The sequence below is a fragment of the Mesorhizobium sp. ESP6-5 genome (genome assembly GCF_020164695.1).
GTDB classification, from domain to species: domain Bacteria; phylum Pseudomonadota; class Alphaproteobacteria; order Rhizobiales; family Rhizobiaceae; genus Mesorhizobium; species Mesorhizobium australicum.
In genome coordinates this window covers 1-19898 of sequence record NZ_JAIUGR010000009.1, presented here as the reverse complement: position 1 = coordinate 19898, position 19898 = coordinate 1, and the positions used below count along the sequence as shown (strand labels likewise).

Below are 19898 nucleotides of genomic sequence, written 5' to 3'. Positions count from 1 at the left end.
GAGGAGCCGAAGATCATGGAAAACGCGCGACCCATCGTCGAAATGCGTGACATCGCCAAGACCTTTGGCTCGACCCGGGCTCTTCGCGGCGTGAATTTCACCGTCATGCGCGGTGAAGTTCACGCCCTGTTGGGCCGCAATGGCGCGGGAAAGAGCACGCTCGTTTCCACCTTGAGCGGATATGTTTCGGCCGATACCGGATCGATCAGAATCGGAGAGGTCGAGGTAGAAGCGGTCGGCCAACACTATGCGCCCAGCATTCGTAAGCTGATCGCCCACGTTCAACAAACCCCTCAGCTGTTCAACCTGCTGACGGTTGCGGAGAACCTTTTTGTAGAGAACCCTCTCGTCCGCAGAGGGTTCGGCGTGGTGAGCCACAAGCTGATGTTGGAGCGCGCCGCTGAGCTGCTGAGCGAATGGAATATGGACATCCAGCCCCGCTCGCTTGCAGGTGAGCTAGGCGCCGGGACGAGACAGCTGCTCGAGATCATGAAGGCCCTCAGTCGGGGTGTACCCATCATGATTCTGGACGAGCCAACCGCGGCGTTGAGCAATGCTGAAAAACGGATTCTGTTCGAGCATGTGCGGGCACTCAAAGCCAAGGGGGTCTCGTTCGTCTATATCTCGCACCACCTGGACGAGGTTTTCGAGATTGCCGATACGGTCACGATCTTGAGGGATGGCAAGGTCGTGAAGGAACGCGAGCCCGTGGGAGGGCTCGACGTCGAGACCATCGCTGACCTTATGATGGGTGAAAAGACGGTCCGAAGCACGCGACAGGACTTCCTGACGGAGGAAGCCCCTGTTCTCCTCCAGGCCAAGGGAATTCGGCTCGACAGCTTTTCGGAAAAGGATATCAACTTTGCCGTTAAGGCGGGCGAGATCGTGGCCCTTGCAGGTCCCGTAGGTGGCGGGAAGGAAGCACTCGCGATGGTCCTTGCTGGCCAGCAAAGGCCTGAAAGAGGCGAGGTGATCAGCCCGCGTGGAAAGCTACCGATTATCGGGCTGGTTCCGACCGACAGGCATGCGAGCGGCTACGTTGGCATTCTGGGTGTTCGTGAAAATGTGGCGATCGGTGGCCTTGACGTCCTGTCCGGCAAACTGGGTTTTATCAGCAAAGGTAAGGAAGCCAGGCATGTCGGGCGCCTTGCCCAGCAGACGAACGTAATCGCATCGTCTCTTGAGCAGGCGGTGAGCCAGCTCAGCGGCGGCAATCAGCAGAAGGTCGTTTTCGCGCGCGCGCTTTGTCGAGCTCCCGAGGTCATCATCGCTCTCAGCCCAACCCGCGGCGTCGATGTGGGAGCCAAGGAGCAACTCTATTCGCTGTTGCGCGATCTTGCCAGCAAGGGGTTGGGGGTTGTGGTCGTCTCGGACGAAGAAGACGAAATTGATCAGCTGGCCAACCGGGTCGTTATCGTATTCGAGGGCCACGTCGTTGATGAACTGGTGGGCGGATACACAATCAAAGATCTAATCCTGCGAATGGAGGGCGTCGTATGAGCACCGATATCGTGAGCAAATCCACGCCGAAGAAGGAACATTCCGGACAGTCACGGCTGTCCGCGTTTGGGAGCGCCTTTGTGGCGGGTGGATATACGATGTACCCGGTCCTTCTCATGCTGGTGATCGTTGGTGCCATCGTTGCTCCCCGGTTCGCCACAGCGGCCAATCTTCTGAATATCCTCGACCAGGTGAGCGTCCTGGGCCTGACGACAATCGGATTGACTTTTGTCGTCCTGATAGGTCGACTGGATCTCTCACTCGAGGGAATTGTCGGCTTCGCTCCGATGTTGGCGGCTGTCACACTCGTGCCTGCGGCGGCTGGCGGGCTTGGATTGGAGTTGCCGAGTTGGACTGGCCTATTCGTTGCCCTGGGTACTGCGGGGCTGATTGGATTTTTCAATGGTTTCATGGTCGTCAGGGTGGGTCTCAACCCGTTCATCTCGACGCTCGGGCTGCTTGTGCTGCTTCGCGGCGGAGTGCTGATCATTTCCAATGGGCGTTCGATCTATTCTCCCGGCAAAGCGCTGACTTACCTCGGATCTGAGAGTTGGTTCGGTGTTCCTGTGTCGGTGATCGTATTCATTGTGGTCGCTACCGTGGTCGGCCTTGTCTTTCACTACCACCGCTATGGCCGCGCCTTGTATGCGATCGGCGGCAATGAGGACGCCGCAAGGGCCGCAGGCATTAACGTGGATAGGGTCATTTGGTCGGCTTTTATATTCGCGGCCCTCTTGGCGGGCCTGGCCGGTGTTCTGATGACGGGGCGCCTTGATTCGACGGTGACAACTCAAGGACAGGGGATCATCTTCTCCGCCTTTGCCGCCGCGGTGATCGGGGGCGTAAGTCTTGGCGGCGGCCGAGGGACAATCGTCGGAGTTACTAGCGGGGTGCTCTTGATTGGCGTCATCAACAACTTGCTCACGTTGGCGCAGGTTCCGTCCTTTTACGTTCAGGCATCGACCGGCGCCGTTATCATCGTGGCGGCGGTGCTGACGACGATCGCGAGCCAACGCTCAAGCGGTGTGCGAACCCGAACGTGAGATACGCTGCCAGGCCAAGGTTTTTTTGCCAGCATCACTGCCAGACTTGAATAAGATGCCGCACGACTGCAACGCAGCGGACCTGGATGAGTGCGCTCTTTCTTGCGTGGAGGTGGCGGTGAGAGGCTGGGCAGAGGTGCGAGTCCCGGCCGGCGCTGCTCGGGACGGCGCGCCTGTCTATACCGTGGCGCTCGCCATCGCTTTCCGACATCCTGTAATCAGCTCTCTGGTCCGAGGTGATCCAGAGCCGCAACGTGCCCGATAAACCGGCAGCAGGCCATTGCCACTTCTTGGCAGCAGCCTGAGGCGCCCCAAAAGCCGTCCGGGAGGCACATGGACACAGCTTTGAAAGGTGCCTTTCTAGACCACGAACACAGGCGTGGAATGAAGAAATCTCAAACGACCAGCTTGCCGTCAATGAGACGACCCGTTCAGAACCTGAATCGAAGTCAAAGATCAAGTGTAACAGCGCCTTTCGCGCGGCTGCAACAGGCCAGGACCAAGCCCGAGGACTTTTCATCGGACGTGAGTCCGCCGAGATCCTGCATCGTGACTTCGCCAGAGAGCTTGGCTATTCGGCACGTACCGCAAACTCCCTGCTGGCAGCCACTGGGAACATAGACGCCACAGTTGCGCGCCGCCTCCAGCAGGGTCTCTCCGGGCGCGCAGCGATGCTCCAATCCGGACCGAGCGAAATGCACCGAGGACGAAACGGCAGATGCTACGTCCGAAGTAACACCGCTCAGGCCGCCACCGAAGCTCTCCTCATGATAACGACGTGCATCAACACCCGTCTGGCCAAGACCGTCCCGCAGCGCCTTCATGTACTGTTCGGGGCCGCACGCGTAGACCGTGCGCTCGCGAAGATCGGGGACCAGGCGCAGGAGCATGGGACCGTCTACCCGGCCGGTGGGTCCTGCCCAAGTGGGATCTCTCCTAGAACAGACGCATGTGACGCTCAGGTTCCGAAACCGGGCAGCGAGCACATCGAGTTCCAACCTGAAGATGAGATCTCGCGGCGAGCGCGCGCTGTAGATGAGGCACAGGTCCAGATCCGACGCTCGGTCCGTCAAGGTGCGCAACATCGACATAAGAGGCGTGATCCCGCTGCCTCCGGCAAGAAAGAGAGGCTTCTCGCTGTGGAAGCCGTCGAGTTTGAACGAGCCCAGGGGGCCTTCGATGTTGATTTCGTCGCCCGCTCGAAGGTTGTCGTGGAGCCAATTGGAAACGAGCCCGCCTGGTGTCCGCTTGACCGTGATGTGCAAGTCGAGCGGTCGTGTAGGTGGCGACGATACGGAATAGGAACGGCTTACCGTAGCGCCACCGATTGTGAGGTGAAGGACAACGTATTGCCCCGCATTGAAGCAGAACATGCGGTCTGACGCAGCCGAGAAGACAAATGTCTTCACGTCGTGTGTCTCGTCGATGATCGCGCGGCAGAGCATCGCCTGTGAGGATGCCTCGGCCCATTGCCGCTGCCGCATGGTTGCGAAAAAATCGGAAGCCGAAAAGGAAGTGTGTGCGTTCATGGCCGGGCTCTTCAGTGACGCCCCAACATGCCAGCCGAACCATCTCCCGAACAGGGGTTCAGCCCCGCTCTTTAATCGGGAATTTCGATTTAGGTCTCGAGCGACATCACCGCAAGCTGCAGTGCACGGAGTCCTTTGCGAATGATCGGTTCGTGTCTGCGCCGAGCGAGCATAGCCGTGTGGACAGGCTGGTGGAGCGTCGGTGCGCCCTCGACCAGGAAGGACGGGCACTCGGCCGTAAATCTGCGGGCATCGTCGTTGCGCATGTAACAGCTCCCCCCGGCTCGCCGCAGCATCGCTTCGGCCAGGCTCTCGGATCCCACGGAAAGTCGCGAAATTGCCAGAGAAGGGATCAGCTCCGCATGGGTCTTCTCAAGTAACACGGTGTAGCCCGGACGAATGTAGCTGTCAGGATTGACCTCCGACATCGTCCTGGCGAAGGTCGACACCATTACGTATTCCTCGACCATGAGGTGGTCGTAGGCAATTTCGGGAAGATAGCGGGGTGCGTAGAGCACGGCGATATCGAGATTCCCCATGCTGAGATCTGTCACCATCTGGTTGGAATAGTCAGATTCCACGTGAATCGAGGCTTGGGGAAGGGCCTGACAGAGCGCCTCCACCCAGCCAGGCAGCACTGAGCGTGTCATGCCAACCTGCGCTGCCACGCGCAGGGTTCCTTCGAACCGGTTGAAGGCCCGCACGTCATGGCGCGCTTGCGACCAGGTCGACAGCATCGCCCGCGCGTAGGCTTCGAAACGTCGCCCCGCCGCTGTCGGTTCAGCGCCAGCGCGACCACGATGGAAAAGCTCCGACCCGACTGCGCTTTCAAGACTCTTGATCCGGCTGCTGACAGTCGACTGCGTAATGTTCAGCCGGTCGGCAGTCCGGTTAAAGTTTCGCGATTCGATGATGTCGAGGAAGGTCTCAATGTGGTCCAGCTGCACGGTCTAACCTCTCCGATCGAAAAACTCGATCATTACCCAGAAATCATTGGCTTGATCCGGCATTTGTCAAGGCGGAAGCTGAAGAGACTAAACGGCTAGCGGAACGCGGCCTGCGGAGAGGGAGCGAAGCTAAAGTGTTTATCGTCGACTGCGATTGCCACAACTACTGGTCCAGCGCCACGGTGCTGGAGCCCTACCTCACCGGTGTCTGGAAAGACATGTTCATAGAGGGCGAAAAGACCGGTCCCCGCGGATCCTTCCCGCATGGCCACCGTCCCTGGTTTCATCCGCAGGATTTCTCGCGAAAGGACGTGCGGCCCGAGACCGAAGCCGACAACTACCGCATCATGAAGGAAAAGCATCTCGACAAATACAATGTCGGCGTGGCGATCCTCACCGGCGACGAGCCAATAGAAGCCTCGACTCTGGCCAATCCCTATTACGCAAGTGCGCTGGTCAGTGCCTACAATGACTATCAGATCGCGGAGTGGCTGCCGAAGGACAGCCGCTTCATGGGTTCTATTGTCATCGCGCCTCAGGATCCGACGCAGGCGGCGGCCGAGATCCGTCGGCTCGGCAGCCACCCTCGCATGGTCCAGGTTCTCGCCTCCCAAGGCTCTGTGCGGCCGTATGGTGATCCCTTCTACCACCCGATCTACGAAGCCTGCGCGGAAATGGGCCTGCCATTCGCCATCCACCTCGGCGGACACGGGGGGATCAACTGGAACGCTGTCGCGCCTGCCCCCACGACTTTCTTCTGGGAGACACACGCTATCCTGCACATGTCGGCGATCAGCCATGTGGCCAGCATGATTGCCCATGGAGTGTTCGAGAAATGGCCGGAGCTCTACTTCGTGGTGGTCGAGTGCGGCGTGGCCTGGGTGCCGACGGTGCTGTGGCGCCTCGACGCCGACTACAAGGCCCTTCGCAAGGAGACGCCTTGGCTGAAGATGCTGCCGTCCGAGTACTGCCGCCGAAACATTCGGTTCTCCACACAGCCCCTGGAGCAGCCGGCGAATGTGCAGCATCTCTGGTCCATTCTGGAGGCAATGGACGGCGAGAACACGCTTATGTTTGCGTCCGATTATCCGCACTGGGATTACGATGACGTCAACACATTGCACATTCCGCCGGGGTGGCGCCGCAAGGTGCTCGGCCAAAATGCGCTTGACGTCTATAAGCGCATTCGCCGCCCGGAAGCCGCCGCGGCAGCATGACGAGGGTCGACATGGCTGAGAAGACGTATATTTGTCGCGCCGACGAGATCCAGATCGGAACGCCATTCATCGCTAAGGTGCGCAGCCTGTCGATCGGCGTGTTCCGGATCGGCGAGAGTTTCCATGCGCTGCTGAATGTCTGCCCTCATCGAGGGGCTCCGCTTTGCGAAGGGCCGCAATGCGGCACGACCGCTCCCGTCGAGGGACCCGAATTCATTTACCACCGCGAGAACGAAATCGTTCGCTGCGCCTGGCATGGGTGGGAATTCGACATCAAGTCGGGTGCGGCCCTGGTCAACGCGAGCGTTCGTGCGCGGACCTTCCCAGTCACCCTCGAAGCTGGGAGCATTTACGTGACGGCCTGATATGGAGGCGGGACTTTGGGAGCTAGTTGGGCATCGCAACCATGATCAGCGTCTTATGCGCTTCATCGTTTTTGCTAATGCGACGCAATTTGGGATGGATTGCCTGCACGTTCCGCTAACGTGACAATAGTCTGAGAAAAATCAGCGCAACTCGACTGGGGAACACCATGAAACATGATCTTCTTGCATCGGCTCTTGGCATGCTGTTGCTGGCGCCGATCGCATCGGCAACTGCTGCAGACGTCACCATGCCGGACCCAAATTACGCTACCGCGACGGCGGTCATGAACGTGATCAAGGACGCCGCCGAGCAGGAGCTCGGGCTCGACGTTTCGACCGTGACCACCACGGCCGTCCCCGTTATTTGGGAAGCGATGGACCGTAACAAGGGGGAAGTCGATATCTGGCCCGATGTCTGGCTGCCGAACCAGCAGGGTCTTGTCGACAAATATGTCAAGGGCGCGGGCACCGTGAAACTCGCGCAGAATGGCTATGAGGCCAAGCAAGGTTACTGCGTGACCCAAGTTACGGTCGATAAATACGGCGTCAAGGACGTATCCGACCTCGCCAACCCCGATAACGCCAAGATATTCGACACCAATGGCGACGGCAAAGGCGAAATCTGGATCGGCGCTTCAGGCTGGCAGTCGACCAACATCGAAAAAGTGAGGTCCCGTGATTACGGCTTCGCCGATTTCTTCGATCTGCAGGTCACCGACGAAGCGGTAGCTGCGGCATCGCTCGATCGTGCCGCGAAGGCCGATAAGCCGTGGGTGGGCTACTGCTACGGTCCGCACCAGAATTTCGCGCGCTACAAGCTTGCCTTCCTTTCCGAGCCGAAACACGATCCAGCCAAGTTCGTGATGCTGCAGCCGAGCGAGGACCCTCAATGGTTCGAAAAATCGAAAGTGTCGTCGGCCTACGCTGACACCACCGTGCACATCGCTTATGCTGCTTCGCTGGCGCAGCGGCAACCGGAACTGACGGCCGCTCTGGATCGGATTACTCTCAATCCGGATGACATCAGCAAGTGGGCCTACGCAATCATCGTCGACAAGAAGCCGGCAGATGATGTGGCGAAGGAATGGATCAAAACCCACCCCGATGAGGTGGCGAAATGGTTTGGGCACTGAAGTCGAGGGCTGAGGCTGCGGGCTCTAAACGGGCCCGCATCGTCGCCAAGCCGCGCGATCCTGTTTTTAGACGGGGACTGTAGCCGGTGGACGCCGCACCGGTCAGGGCGTCGGGCCGAGCCGACCCGGCGGACCGCGCCGACGCGGCAACCCATGCTGCCGCCATTGTCATGAAGGGCGTTTGGAAAATCTTTGGCGCCCGCGCGCCGGAGGCGATTGCGGCGGTTTTGCGCTATGGCCTCGATAAGGACGAAATCGCCAGGCGGTTTGGCTGTGTCGTGGGCGTGGCCGAGGTCAACATTTCAGTTCGGCCGGGTGAAATCTTCTGCGTCATGGGTCTGTCGGGCAGTGGCAAATCGACATTGATCCGCCATATAAACCGCCTTCTCGAACCATCCGCGGGCGAGATTTTCGTCGACGGGGAAAACGTTATGGCGAAGTCGCCCAAGGAGTTGAGGGCATTGCGGTCCCGCAAGATAGCCATGGTTTTCCAAAGCTTCGGGCTGCTTCCGCATCGGACCGTGCGCGACAACGTCGCGCTTCCGCTGGAGATCCAAGCGGCAAACAAGCAGCGGAGATTCGATGCCGCCGAGGCGGCGCTCGCCAAGGTAAACTTATCGGGCTGGGGGGATCGTTACTGCCATGAACTCTCCGGCGGTATGCAGCAGCGCGTCGGGCTGGCACGCGCTTTGGCTGCCGAGCCGGCCATCCTACTAATGGATGAGCCGTTCAGCGCGCTCGATCCGCTGATTAGGCGGCAGTTGCAAGATGAGTTCCTGGCCCTTTCGCGCTCCATGGGCAAGACAGTGATTTTCATAACCCATGACCTCGACGAGGCCATACGGATTGGCGACCGGATCGCGATCATGAAGGACGGTGTAATCGTCCAGACTGATACGCCTGAGGAGATAGTCACATCCCCGAAGCATGACTATGTGGCGAAGTTCGTCGCCGACATTTCGCGCCTGAAGGTGATCACAGCTGGACGGATCATGGAGTCGGTCCAGAATTTCAGGACCCGGCACCGTTCGGAGTTGGATGTCACCCGGTTGCGCAGTGTGGATTCACGGCAACCCCTGGCCGAACTGGTCGAACTCGCGGCACAGGATGGCGCACCGCTGGCTGTGACTGCTCCCGATGGGTCAGTTGTCGGAATTATCGATAGGCAGATCCTTCTCGACGGTTTGCGAAAGGGCAAAGCCCGTGAACGCCCATGATCCGGCCCCCGTGCGGTCGACAGAACAGGCTCAAACGGCAGAGGACGCGCTCGTACTGGAGTTCGTTGTGCGCAATCCGCATTATTACGCGCAGGTGTTCGCCCGTATCCGGCGAGCTTCCGGTGCCATCTGGCCGTTCAACTTGGCGGCCGCGCTGCTTGGGCCAGTGTGGGCCGCGGCCAGAGGCATCACGCTGTTGTTCTGGCTTACATTCTTCCTGGAGACACTAGCGGTTGTTCAAATCGGCGTCGGCGCGGCTCGAAACCTCGGCGTCACAGAGCAAGCACGAGCCGAACGCGTCAGCAAACAGGCGCAGGTGCGTGCGCAACAGGCGGAGGCCGCCGAGGCGGCGGGGCAGGACAATGCAGCAGGACTGAAGTCATCAGCCGCCGCTCTGGAGAAAGCTGCCGACAGCGCCAGGATGCAGGCTGAGGCTGCGAAGGCGAAAGCCCCGCTTGTAATTGGGTCCGGTCTTGTCACTTTGCTGCTGGCCAGGCTGCTCGCCGGTTTCGTCGCCAACCGGATGCTCGAGCGACGCTTCGCGCTCTGGCGGTCGAAGTCGACACTTCAGCGCGGGCTCAATCTTCCGCTGGCCTTATGTGCTTTTACCTTTTGTATCGCAGCCTACGGGCTTTCGGCTTATCGCTTCGCCTCGTCAACGCCAGCGGGCTGGCTAACTGCTGCCCCCTCGAACCGCGAGTGGCAGGCGACCTTGTCATCAGCGCTGGACAGCCTAATGGCAGCGGTATCGCATCTGGGGGACGGCTTTTTCGGCGGCATCACCGCCGCAATCTCGTTGGTGCTCGATGGCTTGGCCTATGGGCTGACAGGCATGCCGTGGCCCGTTACGATGGCGATCATTCTCGTCCTTGCCTGGCAACTGGCTGGGCCGCGCATAGCCATCTTCAGCGCTGCTGCGCTCGCCTATCTTGCCGTCCTCGGCTTTTGGGAAAAGAGCCTGGAAACCGTGGCCCTGTTGGGCACATCGGCTATTCTCTGCCTGTCGACCGGAATCCCGCTTGGGATATGGTGCGGACGCCGGCCGCGCGTCTACGTGTCTGTGCGGCCGGTGCTCGACTTCATGCAGACCATGCCGGCGTTCGTCTACCTGATCCCAGTGATTGCGTTGTTCGGCATCGGTAAGCCGCCCGGCGTCATCGCCACGCTGATCTTCGGCACGCCGCCCGTTGTGCGCCTGACCGCACTCGGCCTGCAAGGCGTCCCTCCGGCCATAAGAGAGGCCGCGCAGGCCTATGGCGCTACAAGATGGTTTCTCTTAACGCGGGTCGACCTCCCGCTTGCCATGCCTTCCATCATGGCCGGAATAAACCAGACCATTCTGATGTGCCTTTCAATGGTGGTCATCGCTTCCCTGATCGGTGCCAAAGGACTTGGAGAAGATGTCCTCAACGCCCTTCAATATGCGGCCGTGGGGCAGGGATTGCTCGCGGGCTTCGCCATTCTTCTGTGCGCGATGATCATAGACCGCATCGTGCAGGGAAGGGTCGAGTAGCGGTCTGCTGATTTTCGGCACCGGCCAGCACGTCCCGAACCGGGCACCACAGGACCACGATACCCGCGCTCAGAAATAGTCCTGGTCCGGCATGCTCTCCTTACGTTTGGCGATGAAGGCCTGCAGCGCTTCATCGATCGCGGGATCGAGGCCAGGGTCCACATAGTCGCTCAGAAGCTTCTTCCACTGGCGACTGGCGCGCTGGGCGGCATCCAGGCCGCCTTCGGCATTCCACTGCTCGAACGAATTGTTATCGCTGACGGTCGAGCGGTAGAATGCGGACAGGAAGTTCGACTGCGTATGGGCGCTGCCTAGGAAATGCGATCCGGGCCCGACTTCCCCGATGGCATCCATCGCCTGACCGTTCACCGACAAGTCGATACCTTCGAACAGGCTCATTACCTTACCGCAAAGGTCGGCGTCGATTATGGTCTTCTCGAAGCTGGTGACAAGACCTCCCTCCAGCCACCCCGTCGCGTGGTTGATGACGTTGGCGCCGGCGAGAAGCGACATCAGCAGGCCTAAGGTTCCCTCCTGCTCAGCCTGCGCGTCTGGCAGCTTGGACGCCGAAAGCGTGCCGACCGTGTGGAATGGAACACCGACCCTTCGCGCCAGTTGTCCGGCCGCCAGGACCATCTTTGCCGCTTCCGGCGTGCCGAAAGTCGGCGCGCCGCTCTGCATGGAGATGGTGCTTGCAAAGCTCCCCATCAGACAGGGCGCTCCTGGATTGATAAGCTGGACTAGGGAAAGGCAGGCAAGCGCCTCTGCGAGCACCTGGGCTAGAGTACCGGCGACGGTGCAGGGGCTCATTGCGCCGGCGAGCGTCCATGGCGTGCAGGCGACCGGCTGATTGTTGCGCGCGCAGACCTTGAGCGACCCGGACATGTTCGCATCGAGCACCAACGGTGCGTTGGTGTTGCTGACGTTGTAGAGCACGGCGTTGGTTGCGACGAACTCCTCGCCGAAGACGATTTTGGCGATGTCGACTGCGTCCTGCGCCCGCATGGAGCCGATAAACGCCCCCATGAAGGCGCGATCCGAATGGCGGACATGCGCATAAAGCATGTCGAGATGCCGTTTGTTGGCCGGCAGGTCGACAGGCTCGCAGACCACACCGCCCGAATGATGCAGATGCGGGATCATCTGATGGATTTTCACCAGATCGCGAAAGTCCGCGATCGTGGCATAGCGACGGCCCCGATCGAGATCATGGACAAAGGGCGGCCCCCAAGACGGACAAAGCACGGTATTGTCGCCGCCGATCATCACCGTGTTTGCCGGGTTGCGGGCATGCTGCTTGAACTGCGAAGGCGCTGTGGCGCGTACGATCTTGCGGCACATTCCGAGCTCGAAGCGCACCCTGGTGCCCTTCACGTCGGCGCCCGCTTCGCGGAAGATGTCGAGGATCTCCGGATCGTCATGGAATTCCATGCCGACCTCCTTCAGCAAACGATCGGCATTTGCCTCGATTAGGCTCAACCCTTCTTCGTCGAGGATATTGAAAGTGCCAATCCTGCGGTTGAGGTAGGGACGCCGTGCCGCCTGCTGTGCCATCCGCTGGCCTTGCCTTCCGGCACGGCCCCCGCTTCGTGGCGCTGGAGCGGTGGGGATGTTCGTCGCGTCCTTATTCATCTTTATCTCCATGATCAGGCAGGTGTGCAGGCGACCAGCGCATCTGCCCGGACGCCGCGCACCCGCAGATTGTCCGGATCGTAAGGAGCTTTCCTCAACTCCCGCGCCGTCAGTTCCTTGCCGAGGATCGAGACGGTCAGATCTTCAACCGCAACGCCGGGCTTCAGATAGGCAAGTGCGATGGTCTTGCCGGTGCGGAAGCCATGAGCCCCGGAGGTGACGATGCCCACCGGGCGGCCAGCCTGCATTACTGCGTGAGCATAGAAGGGCAGCCTTTCGTCATCGTCTTTGATCTGAAGCAAGACCATTGACCAAGAGCTCTTGCAGACGCGCTCCAGCATTGCCTCGCGCCCCACAAATGTCCGGCCATCGGTCTTGACCAACGCGCCCAAACCGGCCTCCAGCGGCGTACGCTCGGTGGTCAGGTCAGCCCCCCAGGCGCGATAGCCCTTTTCCAGCCGCATCGCGTTCAGCGCGTAGACACCGAACGGACGCAGGTCGAACTGAGCGCCGGCTTTGGTGATTGCCTCGTAGAGCTTGCCGAACTGCGCGAGTTGCACATGCAGTTCCCAGCCGAGTTCGCCAGCATAGGAGACGCGGAGCGCTGCCGCTCTGATGCCCGCCACGCGCATGATCTGCGCTGAAAGCCACGGGAATGCCGCATTAGACAGGTCGGCTTCGCAGATCTTTTCCAGTAGATCCCGGGCACGCGGGCCCATTACGCCGAGCACGCCTCGCCTCTCCGTGACATTATCGATCGTCACGTCCGGAAAGGCCGCGGCGCGCGCCCGCAGCAAATCCTCGTCATGGCGTTCGGCAAGTGCTGCACTGGTCAGGTAGAAGACGTCATCGCCCAAACGCGTCACGGTGAATTCCGACGCCACGCCGCCCTTTGCCGTTAGCACATGAAGAAGCCCGATGCGGCCATGACGCTCCGGTGGCCGGTTGGCGCCGAGAGACGCCATGAAGGCGCCGGCGCCAGGTCCACCGATTTCGAACTTGGAGAAGGCCGAAAGGTCAATGGCGCCGACGCTGCCCTGCACGCCGAGGCATTCGCCGCGCACTTCGTCGAACCAACCGGGCTTGCGGAAGGTGAGCGGCGGATTGCGGTCGGCGCCGTTGGAGGCAAACCAGTTCGGCCGCTCCCAGCCATAGGCGGCGCCCAGCACCGCGCCCTGGCTATTTTGAAGCTCAAGCGCCGGCGTCGTGCGGCGCGGGCGGCCGGCCTCGCGTTCCTCATTGGGATAGTGGACGCCGAATTGCAGGCCGAATCCTTCGACCGCCTTTTCGATGCGATAATCACGATCGGCGTAGTTGCCGAACCGGCGCGGATCGATGGCCAGAGCATCGCTTGGCGGTGACCCGTCGACGATCCAGTCGGCAAGGAAGCGACCAGCGCCGCCGCCTTCCATCACGCCCATGCTCGAGCCGGTGAGCAGCCAGGCGTTCGCAAGGCCGAAGGCCGGCCCGACCAGGGGATTGGCATCCGGCGTGAAGGTGATCGGGCCGTTGACCACCGTCTTGATGCCGGCATTGGCAAGCGCCGGCACCCGGTCCATCGCCAGGGCGATGATGTGCTCGACCCGATCGAGGTCCGGCGGCAGCAGTTCCATACCGAATTCAGGCGGCACGCCATCGATCGCCCACGGAAGGGCTGACTTTTCGTAGGGGCCAACGATATAGCCGTCGCGCTCTTGGCGAAGATACCAGCTTTCCTCCGGATCGCGGATGATCGGCAGTTCCTTGGTGCCTGCGGCAATACGCTCGGCGACCTCGCGAACTGTGTCCGTCACGACATACTGATGCAGCATTGCCACGACCGGCAGGTCGATGCCCATCATGGCGCCGATCTCGCGGCACCATGTGCCGGCGGCATTCACCACATGCTGGGCGATGATGTCGCCCTTTTGGGTGCGGACAAGCCATTCGCCCGATGCCTTGCGTTCGATCCCCAGCACCGGATTGTGGCGCACGATCTCGGCGCCGCGCGAGCGTGCTCCAGTGGCCATGGCGTTGGTCGCGAGCGTCGGATCGACATGGCCGTCATTGGGCTCGTAGATGGCGCCGATGATCTCATCGGTATGGCAGAGCGGATAGAGCTCCTTGAGTTCGCTGGGGCTCAGGATGTCGAAGTCATGTCCGACGAACCGGCCGAGCCCCTGAACATGGCGGAATTCATCCATCCGCGCCTTTGAGCGGGTTATGCGCAAAGCGCCGCTGGGATGGAAGCCGGTCGGCAGTCCAGTCTCCGCGGTTAGGATTTCCCGGTAGAGCTGCACCGAATGCGCGCGCATTTCCATGATCGTCGCGTTGTGAGCGAAATGCGTACAAAGGCCCGCGGCGTGCCAGGTGGAACCCGCAGTCAGCTCCTGTCTCTCGACGAGCATGACGTCGTCCCAGCCGCGCTTGGCGAGGTGGTAGAGCAACGATACGCCCATGGCGCCGCCGCCGATAACGACCACACGGGCCTGTTGTCTCATGAATTTTCCTCCGCGCTTGCGCGCATGCGCGATCCGGTTGGGTCGTAAGGTGGTTTGTCGAGCGGCCGAAGCTTGTAGCGGACACCGGCTACCGTGATTTCGTAGTCGCAGGCGAGCAGCTGCGTTTTCGTTTCGCCCGGATCGAGGGCGACATAGCCCAGACAAAGGCTTAGACCCGTGCGAACGCCCAGGCCACCCGAAGTGGTCAACCCGGCGAGCTTGCCGTTTCGATAGATCGGCTCGTCATGCAGCAGAAGCGGATTGGCGCCGTCGACGGCGAAATGCATTAGCCGGCGCTGCACGCCTTCGGCCTTCTGCTTCAACAAGGCCTCCCGGCCAAGGAAATCACCTTTCTTCCAGGACACGGCAAATGAAAGACCCGCTTCCAGCGGCGTGTCCTTCGGCCCGATATCATGGCCCCAATGGCAGTAACCTTTTTCGAGGCGGCAGCCGTCGAGCGCGTAGTGACCGCAAAAGACCAGGCCGTGAGCACCGCCCGCCGAGGCGATTGCCGCCAATACGCTCTCGGCATGTTCGACAGGTGCGTAGAGCTCGAAGCCGAGTTCGCCGACAAAGCTGATGCGCGTGGCCCGCACATTGGCGGTTCCGATGTCGATGCGACGCGAGGTCGAGAACGGGAATGCCGCGTCGGAAAGATCGGCGTCGGTGAGGTTCTGGAGCAGCGTACACGAGCCTGGGCCCATGACGCCGAGAACGGCCTCCGCCGATGTGGCGTCGAAGACTGAGACAGCGAGGCCGAGATCCTCGGCACGGCGGCTGATCCAGGCAAGATCCTTCTGCCTTGTCGCGGCGCCTGAGATGATGCGGAACGCGTCTTCACCGTCGCGCGTGACCGTCACGTCGGCTTCGATGCCGCCGCGCGTATTGAGCATCTGGGTATAGACGGCGCAGCCTTCGGACCTGTCGACGTCGGCGGCGCACAGGCGCTCCATCAGCGCGGCCGCGTCGCGTCCGCGCACATCGATCTTGGTGAAGGGCGAAAGCTCGAACACGCCGACGCCTTGCGCCATCCGCTCAGCCTCGTTCCTGGCCGCGCTCCACCATTTCTGCGCGCCGACGCAATAGCCGCGTGTCTCCGCCCCGCCAAACCAGAGCGGTCGCTCCCAGCCGGTCGGCGCGCCGAAAACAGCGCCCGCTTCGGCGAATGTGCGGTGAAATGCGGAGCGCCTGACGTCACGCCCGGCGGTCGCCTGTTTGTAGGGCCAATGCATGTGGAAAAGATCGGCGACCGCTTCCTCCATCCTGGCGCCGACGAAGGAACGGGCCGCTGCCGAACGGTCGAAACGGGCGATGTCGAGGGCCCACAGATCGAGGCCAGGTTCGCCATCGACGATCCATTCAGCCATCGCCTTGCCGGCGCCGGCCGAAGACATCATCCCCGTCGAATTGAAACCGGCGGCAACAAAGAATCCGCGCAGGTAGGGCGACTCACCCATCAGCGGTCGCGTATCAGGCGTAAAACTCTCCGGCCCGTTCATGAAATGCCTGATGCCGGTTTCAGACATCGCCGGCAGAAGCTTCAATCCTGCCGACATGAACGGCTCGAACTGCTCCCAATCCTCCGGCAGCTCAAGGAATGGCCTGTCGCCGGCGGGTCCGCGAACGTCGAAGAGCTTGGCGTTCGGCTCGAACCCGCCCAACACCAGCTTGCCGGAATCGCCCTTGATGTAGATGCCTTCATCGAGGTCGCGAAGGATGGGGAACGGATCCTGGAGCCCCGCAATCGGCTCGGTGACGACATACATGTGCTCGACGGCCTGCAACGGCACTGGAACGTTGGCGAGCGCGCCGATACAGCGCGCCCAGGCGCCGGCGCAGTTGACGACGATCTCGCAATCGATGGTGATGCCGGAGGCCAGGTTGACGCCCGCGATCCGGCCGTTTCGGGCTATGAAGCCCGTGCAAGCGGCTCCTTCAAGGATGCGGATACCAGCGCTCCGCACACGTTTTGCATAAGCAGCACAGATGTCGACTGGACTGGCCTGGCCGTCTTCGTCGACCCACAGCGCGCCAACAATGCCATCGGCGCCGACCCCGCTCACCCGCTCGGTCACAGCGGCCGGACCGATAATTTCAACCGTCAGGCCACAGACATCGCCCATATGCGCGATGCGCTTCAGCTCGTCCATGCGCTCCGGGTGACGCGCCAGCCACAGCCCGCCGGTACGCCTGTAGCCGGACGCCTGCCCGGTGAGCTCCTCAAGGCGTGGGAACAGTTCAGTTGCGTATTGCGCGAGCCTTGTCAGGTTAAGGCTGGCGCGCAACGGGCCAACAATTCCGGCTGCATGCCACGATGTGCCGCTTGTCAGTTGGTGGCGCTCCAGAAGGACGACATCACCCACCCCCGCTTCGGCAAGGTGATAGGCTGTGCTGAGGCCAATGACGCCGCCACCAATAATTACGATGCGTGCACTGTCATTCACTTATCGGGCACCTTTGCTGGGTCGCAAGAAGGTGATCTTTTCCTGCTAAGCCTCTTGCGCTCAAGCCGAATTGCGCAACATTAGCAAAACTTATGGAACCTCACGGGCGGAGTTGCGGGTGACGAGCGGCAGTTTCGATTTCAACCTGTTTCGGGCGATCGAAGTGTTCGTCGCCGTTGTCGAGACGAGGCATGTCACCCAGGCGGCACAGATGTTGGGCATGACGCAGTCAGCTGCTTCGCAACATCTCAAGAACCTGGAAAGGGGCCTCGGCGTCACCCTGATTGACCGCAATTTACGGCCGATCGAACTCACCAAGGCAGGCATTGCACTGCACCGCCGCGCCGTCGCCATACTGGCTGAGGTCGAGGGCCTACGCACCGACGCACGCCGGGTCAACGCTGCGCCGCTGCCCTTGTTGCGCATTGCCCTTTTAGCCTCGATTGCGACCACGCTGGCGCCGGCGCTGTCAGTCCTCGCCCGCAAGAACTTCGGCATCCCCGAACTCAGCCTTTTCGCAGGTCTTGCGACGGATCATGTCGCCTTGCTGCGGGCCCGGCGCGCCGACCTCGCCGTCACCTCTGGCGAACTGTTCGAGATCGAGGGACTGACGCGCTATCCGGTAATCACCGAAAAATTCCTGCTGGTCACGCCAAAAGGCTTTGCCGGCGATGTCCGCGACATCGTCAAGCTCTCGAAGAAGCTGGCTTTCGTGCGCTTCTCGCGCGAAACGCCCGTCGGCCTTCGCGTCGACCAGCATCTCAGCCGCCTTCGCATCGAGATCCCACGCGCCATGGAAGGCGACCGTTCCAGCGTGGTGATGGCGCCGGTTGCGGCTGGCATGGGTTTTGCCATCCTGACGCCGACCTTGCTCATCGACGGTCTGGCGGAAGGCATGGAGATCGACGTCCACTCCCTGCCTTTCACCGGACTGTCGCGCAGCATTCTGCTGGTCGCGCGCGAGCGCGAACTCGGAAACCTGCCGGCGGCTTTCGCCGCGCGCACCGCCGAAGTGCTGACTGATGCGATCACCACCCGTCTGCCTGGCCTGCCCAACGACTGCTATGTCGTCGACCGCTCTTCGTCGCACGACTAATCAACTCCATCAGTTATCCTGATGAGGATGTTTGTCGGTGTGCGCGCCGAGCATTTCGTGCTTTCAATCTCCGCGATTTGCAACACGGGAGGCACGGCGTGAACGCTCCGCATGTCGATTCAAGTCTGGAGATTGATTGGTCGACCAACGCCATCGTCGATCGGCGGAACCGTTTCTACTCGGCCTCGCAGCGTAAGTTCGTTCCTTACAAGGAGCCGTTGATCCTGAAGCGTGGCCGCGGCCAGTATGTCTGGGACGAGCAGGATCGCAAATACATCGACCTGCTCGGCATGAACCTGTGCATCTCCGTCGGGCATGCTCACCCTCAGGTGGTGAAGGCAGCCACTGACCAGATGAGGGAACTGACGCATTGCACGACTATGTTCTACCATCCAGTCCCGGCCCAATATGCGGAGGAACTGGTGGCAACGATGCCAGCCGGTCACGATTGGGTTGTGCATTTCACCAACAGCGGCGCCGAGGCCATCGACCTAGCGCTGTTAATGGCGCGCTCGCACACCGGGAGCATAGACATGCTAGCGCTTGCCTCCAGCTATCATGGCGCCACCTTCGGCGCGCAGTCGGTGACCGGCATAGCTGGGTTCCGCCATCCCGTGCCACAGCTCGGCGGAGTCACGTTCGTGGCTGAGCCCAACCAGTATCGCGGCGTGCACGGCGAAGGTGTCGAGTCTTATCTCGATGAAGTAGAGCGTGCTATCGCTACATCCACGAGCGGACGGTTGGCTGGCATGATTGTCGAGCCGGTGCAGGGCTATGGTGGTATCGTGCCGATGCCCGCAGGCTACATCGCCGGGGCTTTCGAACGCGTACGGGCGGCAGGGGGTGTCTGCATCATCGATGAAGTGCAGTCGGGCGTTGGGCGTACGGGAGAAGCCTTCTGGGCGTTCGAATCGCACGGCGCCGTTCCAGATATTGTCGTCGTCGCCAAGGGCGTCGGCAACGGCATCCCGCTCGGTGCTGTCATCGCCAAACGCGCTATCGCAGAGTCCATGTCGGACAAATTCCTGTTCCACACCTACGGAGCCAACCCCGTTGCTTGCGCCGCTGGACGCGCAGTGCTCAAGGTGATGCGGGAGGAGCGGCTGCAGGAGAACGCAGCCGCGGTCGGCGGCGCGCTGAAACACAGGCTACAAGTTCTCCAAAAGGACTTCCCGCTGATCGGCGACATCCGGGGACAGGGTCTGATGCTCGCCATCGAGCTGGTAAAGGATCGGGCCACCAAGGAGCCAGCACCCGAAGCAACGATGAAGGTCTTCGAAGAGACTCGGCGTTATGGTCTCGTCGCCAGCCGCTCAGGCCCCTATCGCAACGTCATCAGGATGTGCCCTCCGCTCTGCCTGGCGATGGCCGATCTCGACGACGTGGTAGAAAGCTTCGTTCGCAGCTTCCGGACGGCGATATCTTGATAACCGACCACCGCGTTCTTCGCGGCGGCACGAGCCTGCCGATTTCGGGCCTGACCTATGGTAGGGCCTGTTCAGCACGGCCGCCTTCAGGCAGAACAGAGCGTGCTGGCGCATTGCGCGCTCAGCTTGCCCTTTCCATGATGAGGACGGCGGCGGGCGAGCAGTTCCCGCGAAGCTGAATATTTCTCCATGACCTTTGTTGATGAGCACCGCGAGGGCGCGGACGAGAGCTCCCTTTCAGATGGATTGCCTGCGCCGGTCCGGCGGCTCTCGCCGGGGTACCCCTCCGGTGAGGGCCGTCTTGTCAGCTGAGGGCGAACATCGGAAGTCCTAGGGATAATCCTAGGAGTAGCCC

Annotated in this window: 14 protein-coding genes; 9 read left to right on the top strand and 5 right to left on the bottom strand. The window is 61.2% G+C overall.

Features of this window, described 5'->3' with window-relative positions; all coding sequences use genetic code 11:
- The first annotated feature begins 15 nt into the window (after positions 1-15).
- A complete protein-coding gene (locus LB524_RS16170) occupies positions 16-1500 on the top strand; it encodes a sugar ABC transporter ATP-binding protein (protein WP_224528148.1) in 1485 nt (494 codons plus the stop codon).
- Positions 1497-2543: an ABC transporter permease gene (locus LB524_RS16165; RefSeq protein WP_140789735.1), complete on the top strand. Its 1047-nt coding sequence runs from the start codon at positions 1497-1499 to the stop codon at positions 2541-2543. Before LB524_RS16170 ends, LB524_RS16165 begins: the two co-directional genes overlap by 4 nt.
- 449 nt (positions 2544-2992) lie before the next feature.
- On the opposite strand, the gene LB524_RS16160 is transcribed toward LB524_RS16165, so the two are convergent.
- Both LB524_RS16160 and LB524_RS16155 read right to left on the bottom strand, forming a co-directional pair.
- The gene (locus LB524_RS16160) at positions 2993-4072 is read right to left on the bottom strand and encodes a hybrid-cluster NAD(P)-dependent oxidoreductase (RefSeq protein WP_140789733.1); all 1080 of its coding nucleotides are present in this window, start codon (positions 4070-4072) and stop codon (positions 2993-2995) included.
- Positions 4073-4161: 89 nt separating this feature from the next.
- Entirely contained in the window at positions 4162-5019 is an 858-nt protein-coding gene (locus LB524_RS16155; protein WP_140789731.1) for a LysR family transcriptional regulator, read from the bottom strand.
- Positions 5020-5153: 134 nt separating this feature from the next.
- Between LB524_RS16155 and LB524_RS16150 the strand changes: the two genes are divergently transcribed.
- From LB524_RS16150 to LB524_RS28990, 5 genes are all read left to right on the top strand, one after another.
- Complete coding sequence (locus LB524_RS16150) at positions 5154-6236, top strand: amidohydrolase family protein (RefSeq protein WP_140789729.1); 1083 nt, start codon at positions 5154-5156, stop codon at positions 6234-6236.
- A gap of 11 nt (positions 6237-6247) precedes the next feature.
- Positions 6248-6601: a Rieske (2Fe-2S) protein gene (locus tag LB524_RS16145; protein ID WP_140789727.1), complete on the top strand. Its 354-nt coding sequence runs from the start codon at positions 6248-6250 to the stop codon at positions 6599-6601.
- Positions 6602-6801: 200 nt separating this feature from the next.
- Positions 6802-7734 carry a glycine betaine ABC transporter substrate-binding protein gene (locus LB524_RS16140; protein WP_181171232.1) on the top strand — a complete coding sequence of 311 codons (933 nt, stop codon included), beginning with the start codon at positions 6802-6804 and terminating at the stop codon, positions 7732-7734.
- Positions 7735-7820: 86 nt separating this feature from the next.
- A complete protein-coding gene (locus LB524_RS16135) occupies positions 7821-8951 on the top strand; it encodes a glycine betaine/L-proline ABC transporter ATP-binding protein (RefSeq protein WP_224528145.1) in 1131 nt (376 codons plus the stop codon).
- Positions 8938-10464, top strand: coding sequence for an ABC transporter permease (locus tag LB524_RS28990; RefSeq protein ID WP_210241771.1), 1527 nt, complete (start codon positions 8938-8940; stop codon positions 10462-10464). The genes LB524_RS16135 and LB524_RS28990 overlap by 14 nt, the downstream gene beginning before the upstream one ends.
- Before the next feature lie 69 nt (positions 10465-10533).
- On the opposite strand, the gene LB524_RS16125 is transcribed toward LB524_RS28990, so the two are convergent.
- Genes LB524_RS16125 through LB524_RS16115 form a run of 3 tightly spaced genes read right to left on the bottom strand, consistent with a single transcriptional unit; the run spans position 10534 to position 17020 of the window.
- Complete coding sequence (locus LB524_RS16125; protein WP_140789722.1) at positions 10534-12096, bottom strand: trimethylamine methyltransferase family protein; 1563 nt, start codon at positions 12094-12096, stop codon at positions 10534-10536.
- A gap of 14 nt (positions 12097-12110) precedes the next feature.
- Complete coding sequence (locus LB524_RS16120) at positions 12111-14576, bottom strand: FAD-dependent oxidoreductase (RefSeq protein ID WP_140789720.1); 2466 nt, start codon at positions 14574-14576, stop codon at positions 12111-12113.
- A complete protein-coding gene (locus LB524_RS16115) occupies positions 14573-17020 on the bottom strand; it encodes an FAD-dependent oxidoreductase (protein WP_224528141.1) in 2448 nt (815 codons plus the stop codon). Before LB524_RS16115 ends, LB524_RS16120 begins: the two co-directional genes overlap by 4 nt.
- Positions 17021-17138: 118 nt before the next feature.
- Here LB524_RS16115 and LB524_RS16110 point away from each other — a divergent pair, with 118 nt between their 5' ends.
- Together LB524_RS16110 and LB524_RS16105 are read left to right on the top strand one after the other, a co-directional pair.
- Positions 17139-18116 carry a LysR family transcriptional regulator gene (locus LB524_RS16110; RefSeq protein ID WP_181171230.1) on the top strand — a complete coding sequence of 326 codons (978 nt, stop codon included), beginning with the start codon at positions 17139-17141 and terminating at the stop codon, positions 18114-18116.
- Positions 18117-18214: 98 nt separating this feature from the next.
- Positions 18215-19543, top strand: coding sequence for an aspartate aminotransferase family protein (locus tag LB524_RS16105; RefSeq protein WP_210241769.1), 1329 nt, complete (start codon positions 18215-18217; stop codon positions 19541-19543).
- Positions 19544-19898 lie beyond the last annotated feature (355 nt).

Bases quoted from the DNA above. Each gene is read 5' to 3' on its own strand.
- LB524_RS16170 (WP_224528148.1), top strand. From the start codon at position 16: ATGGAAAACGCGCGACCCATCGTCGAAATGCGTGACATCGCCAAGACC.
- LB524_RS16165 (WP_140789735.1), top strand. From the start codon at position 1,497: ATGAGCACCGATATCGTGAGCAAATCCACGCCGAAGAAGGAACATTCC.
- LB524_RS16160 (WP_140789733.1), bottom strand. From the start codon at position 4,072: ATGAACGCACACACTTCCTTTTCGGCTTCCGATTTTTTCGCAACCATG.
- LB524_RS16145 (WP_140789727.1), top strand. From the start codon at position 6,248: ATGGCTGAGAAGACGTATATTTGTCGCGCCGACGAGATCCAGATCGGA.
- LB524_RS16140 (WP_181171232.1), top strand. From the start codon at position 6,802: ATGCTGTTGCTGGCGCCGATCGCATCGGCAACTGCTGCAGACGTCACC.
- LB524_RS16125 (WP_140789722.1), bottom strand. From the start codon at position 12,096: ATGAATAAGGACGCGACGAACATCCCCACCGCTCCAGCGCCACGAAGC.
- LB524_RS16120 (WP_140789720.1), bottom strand. From the start codon at position 14,576: ATGAGACAACAGGCCCGTGTGGTCGTTATCGGCGGCGGCGCCATGGGC.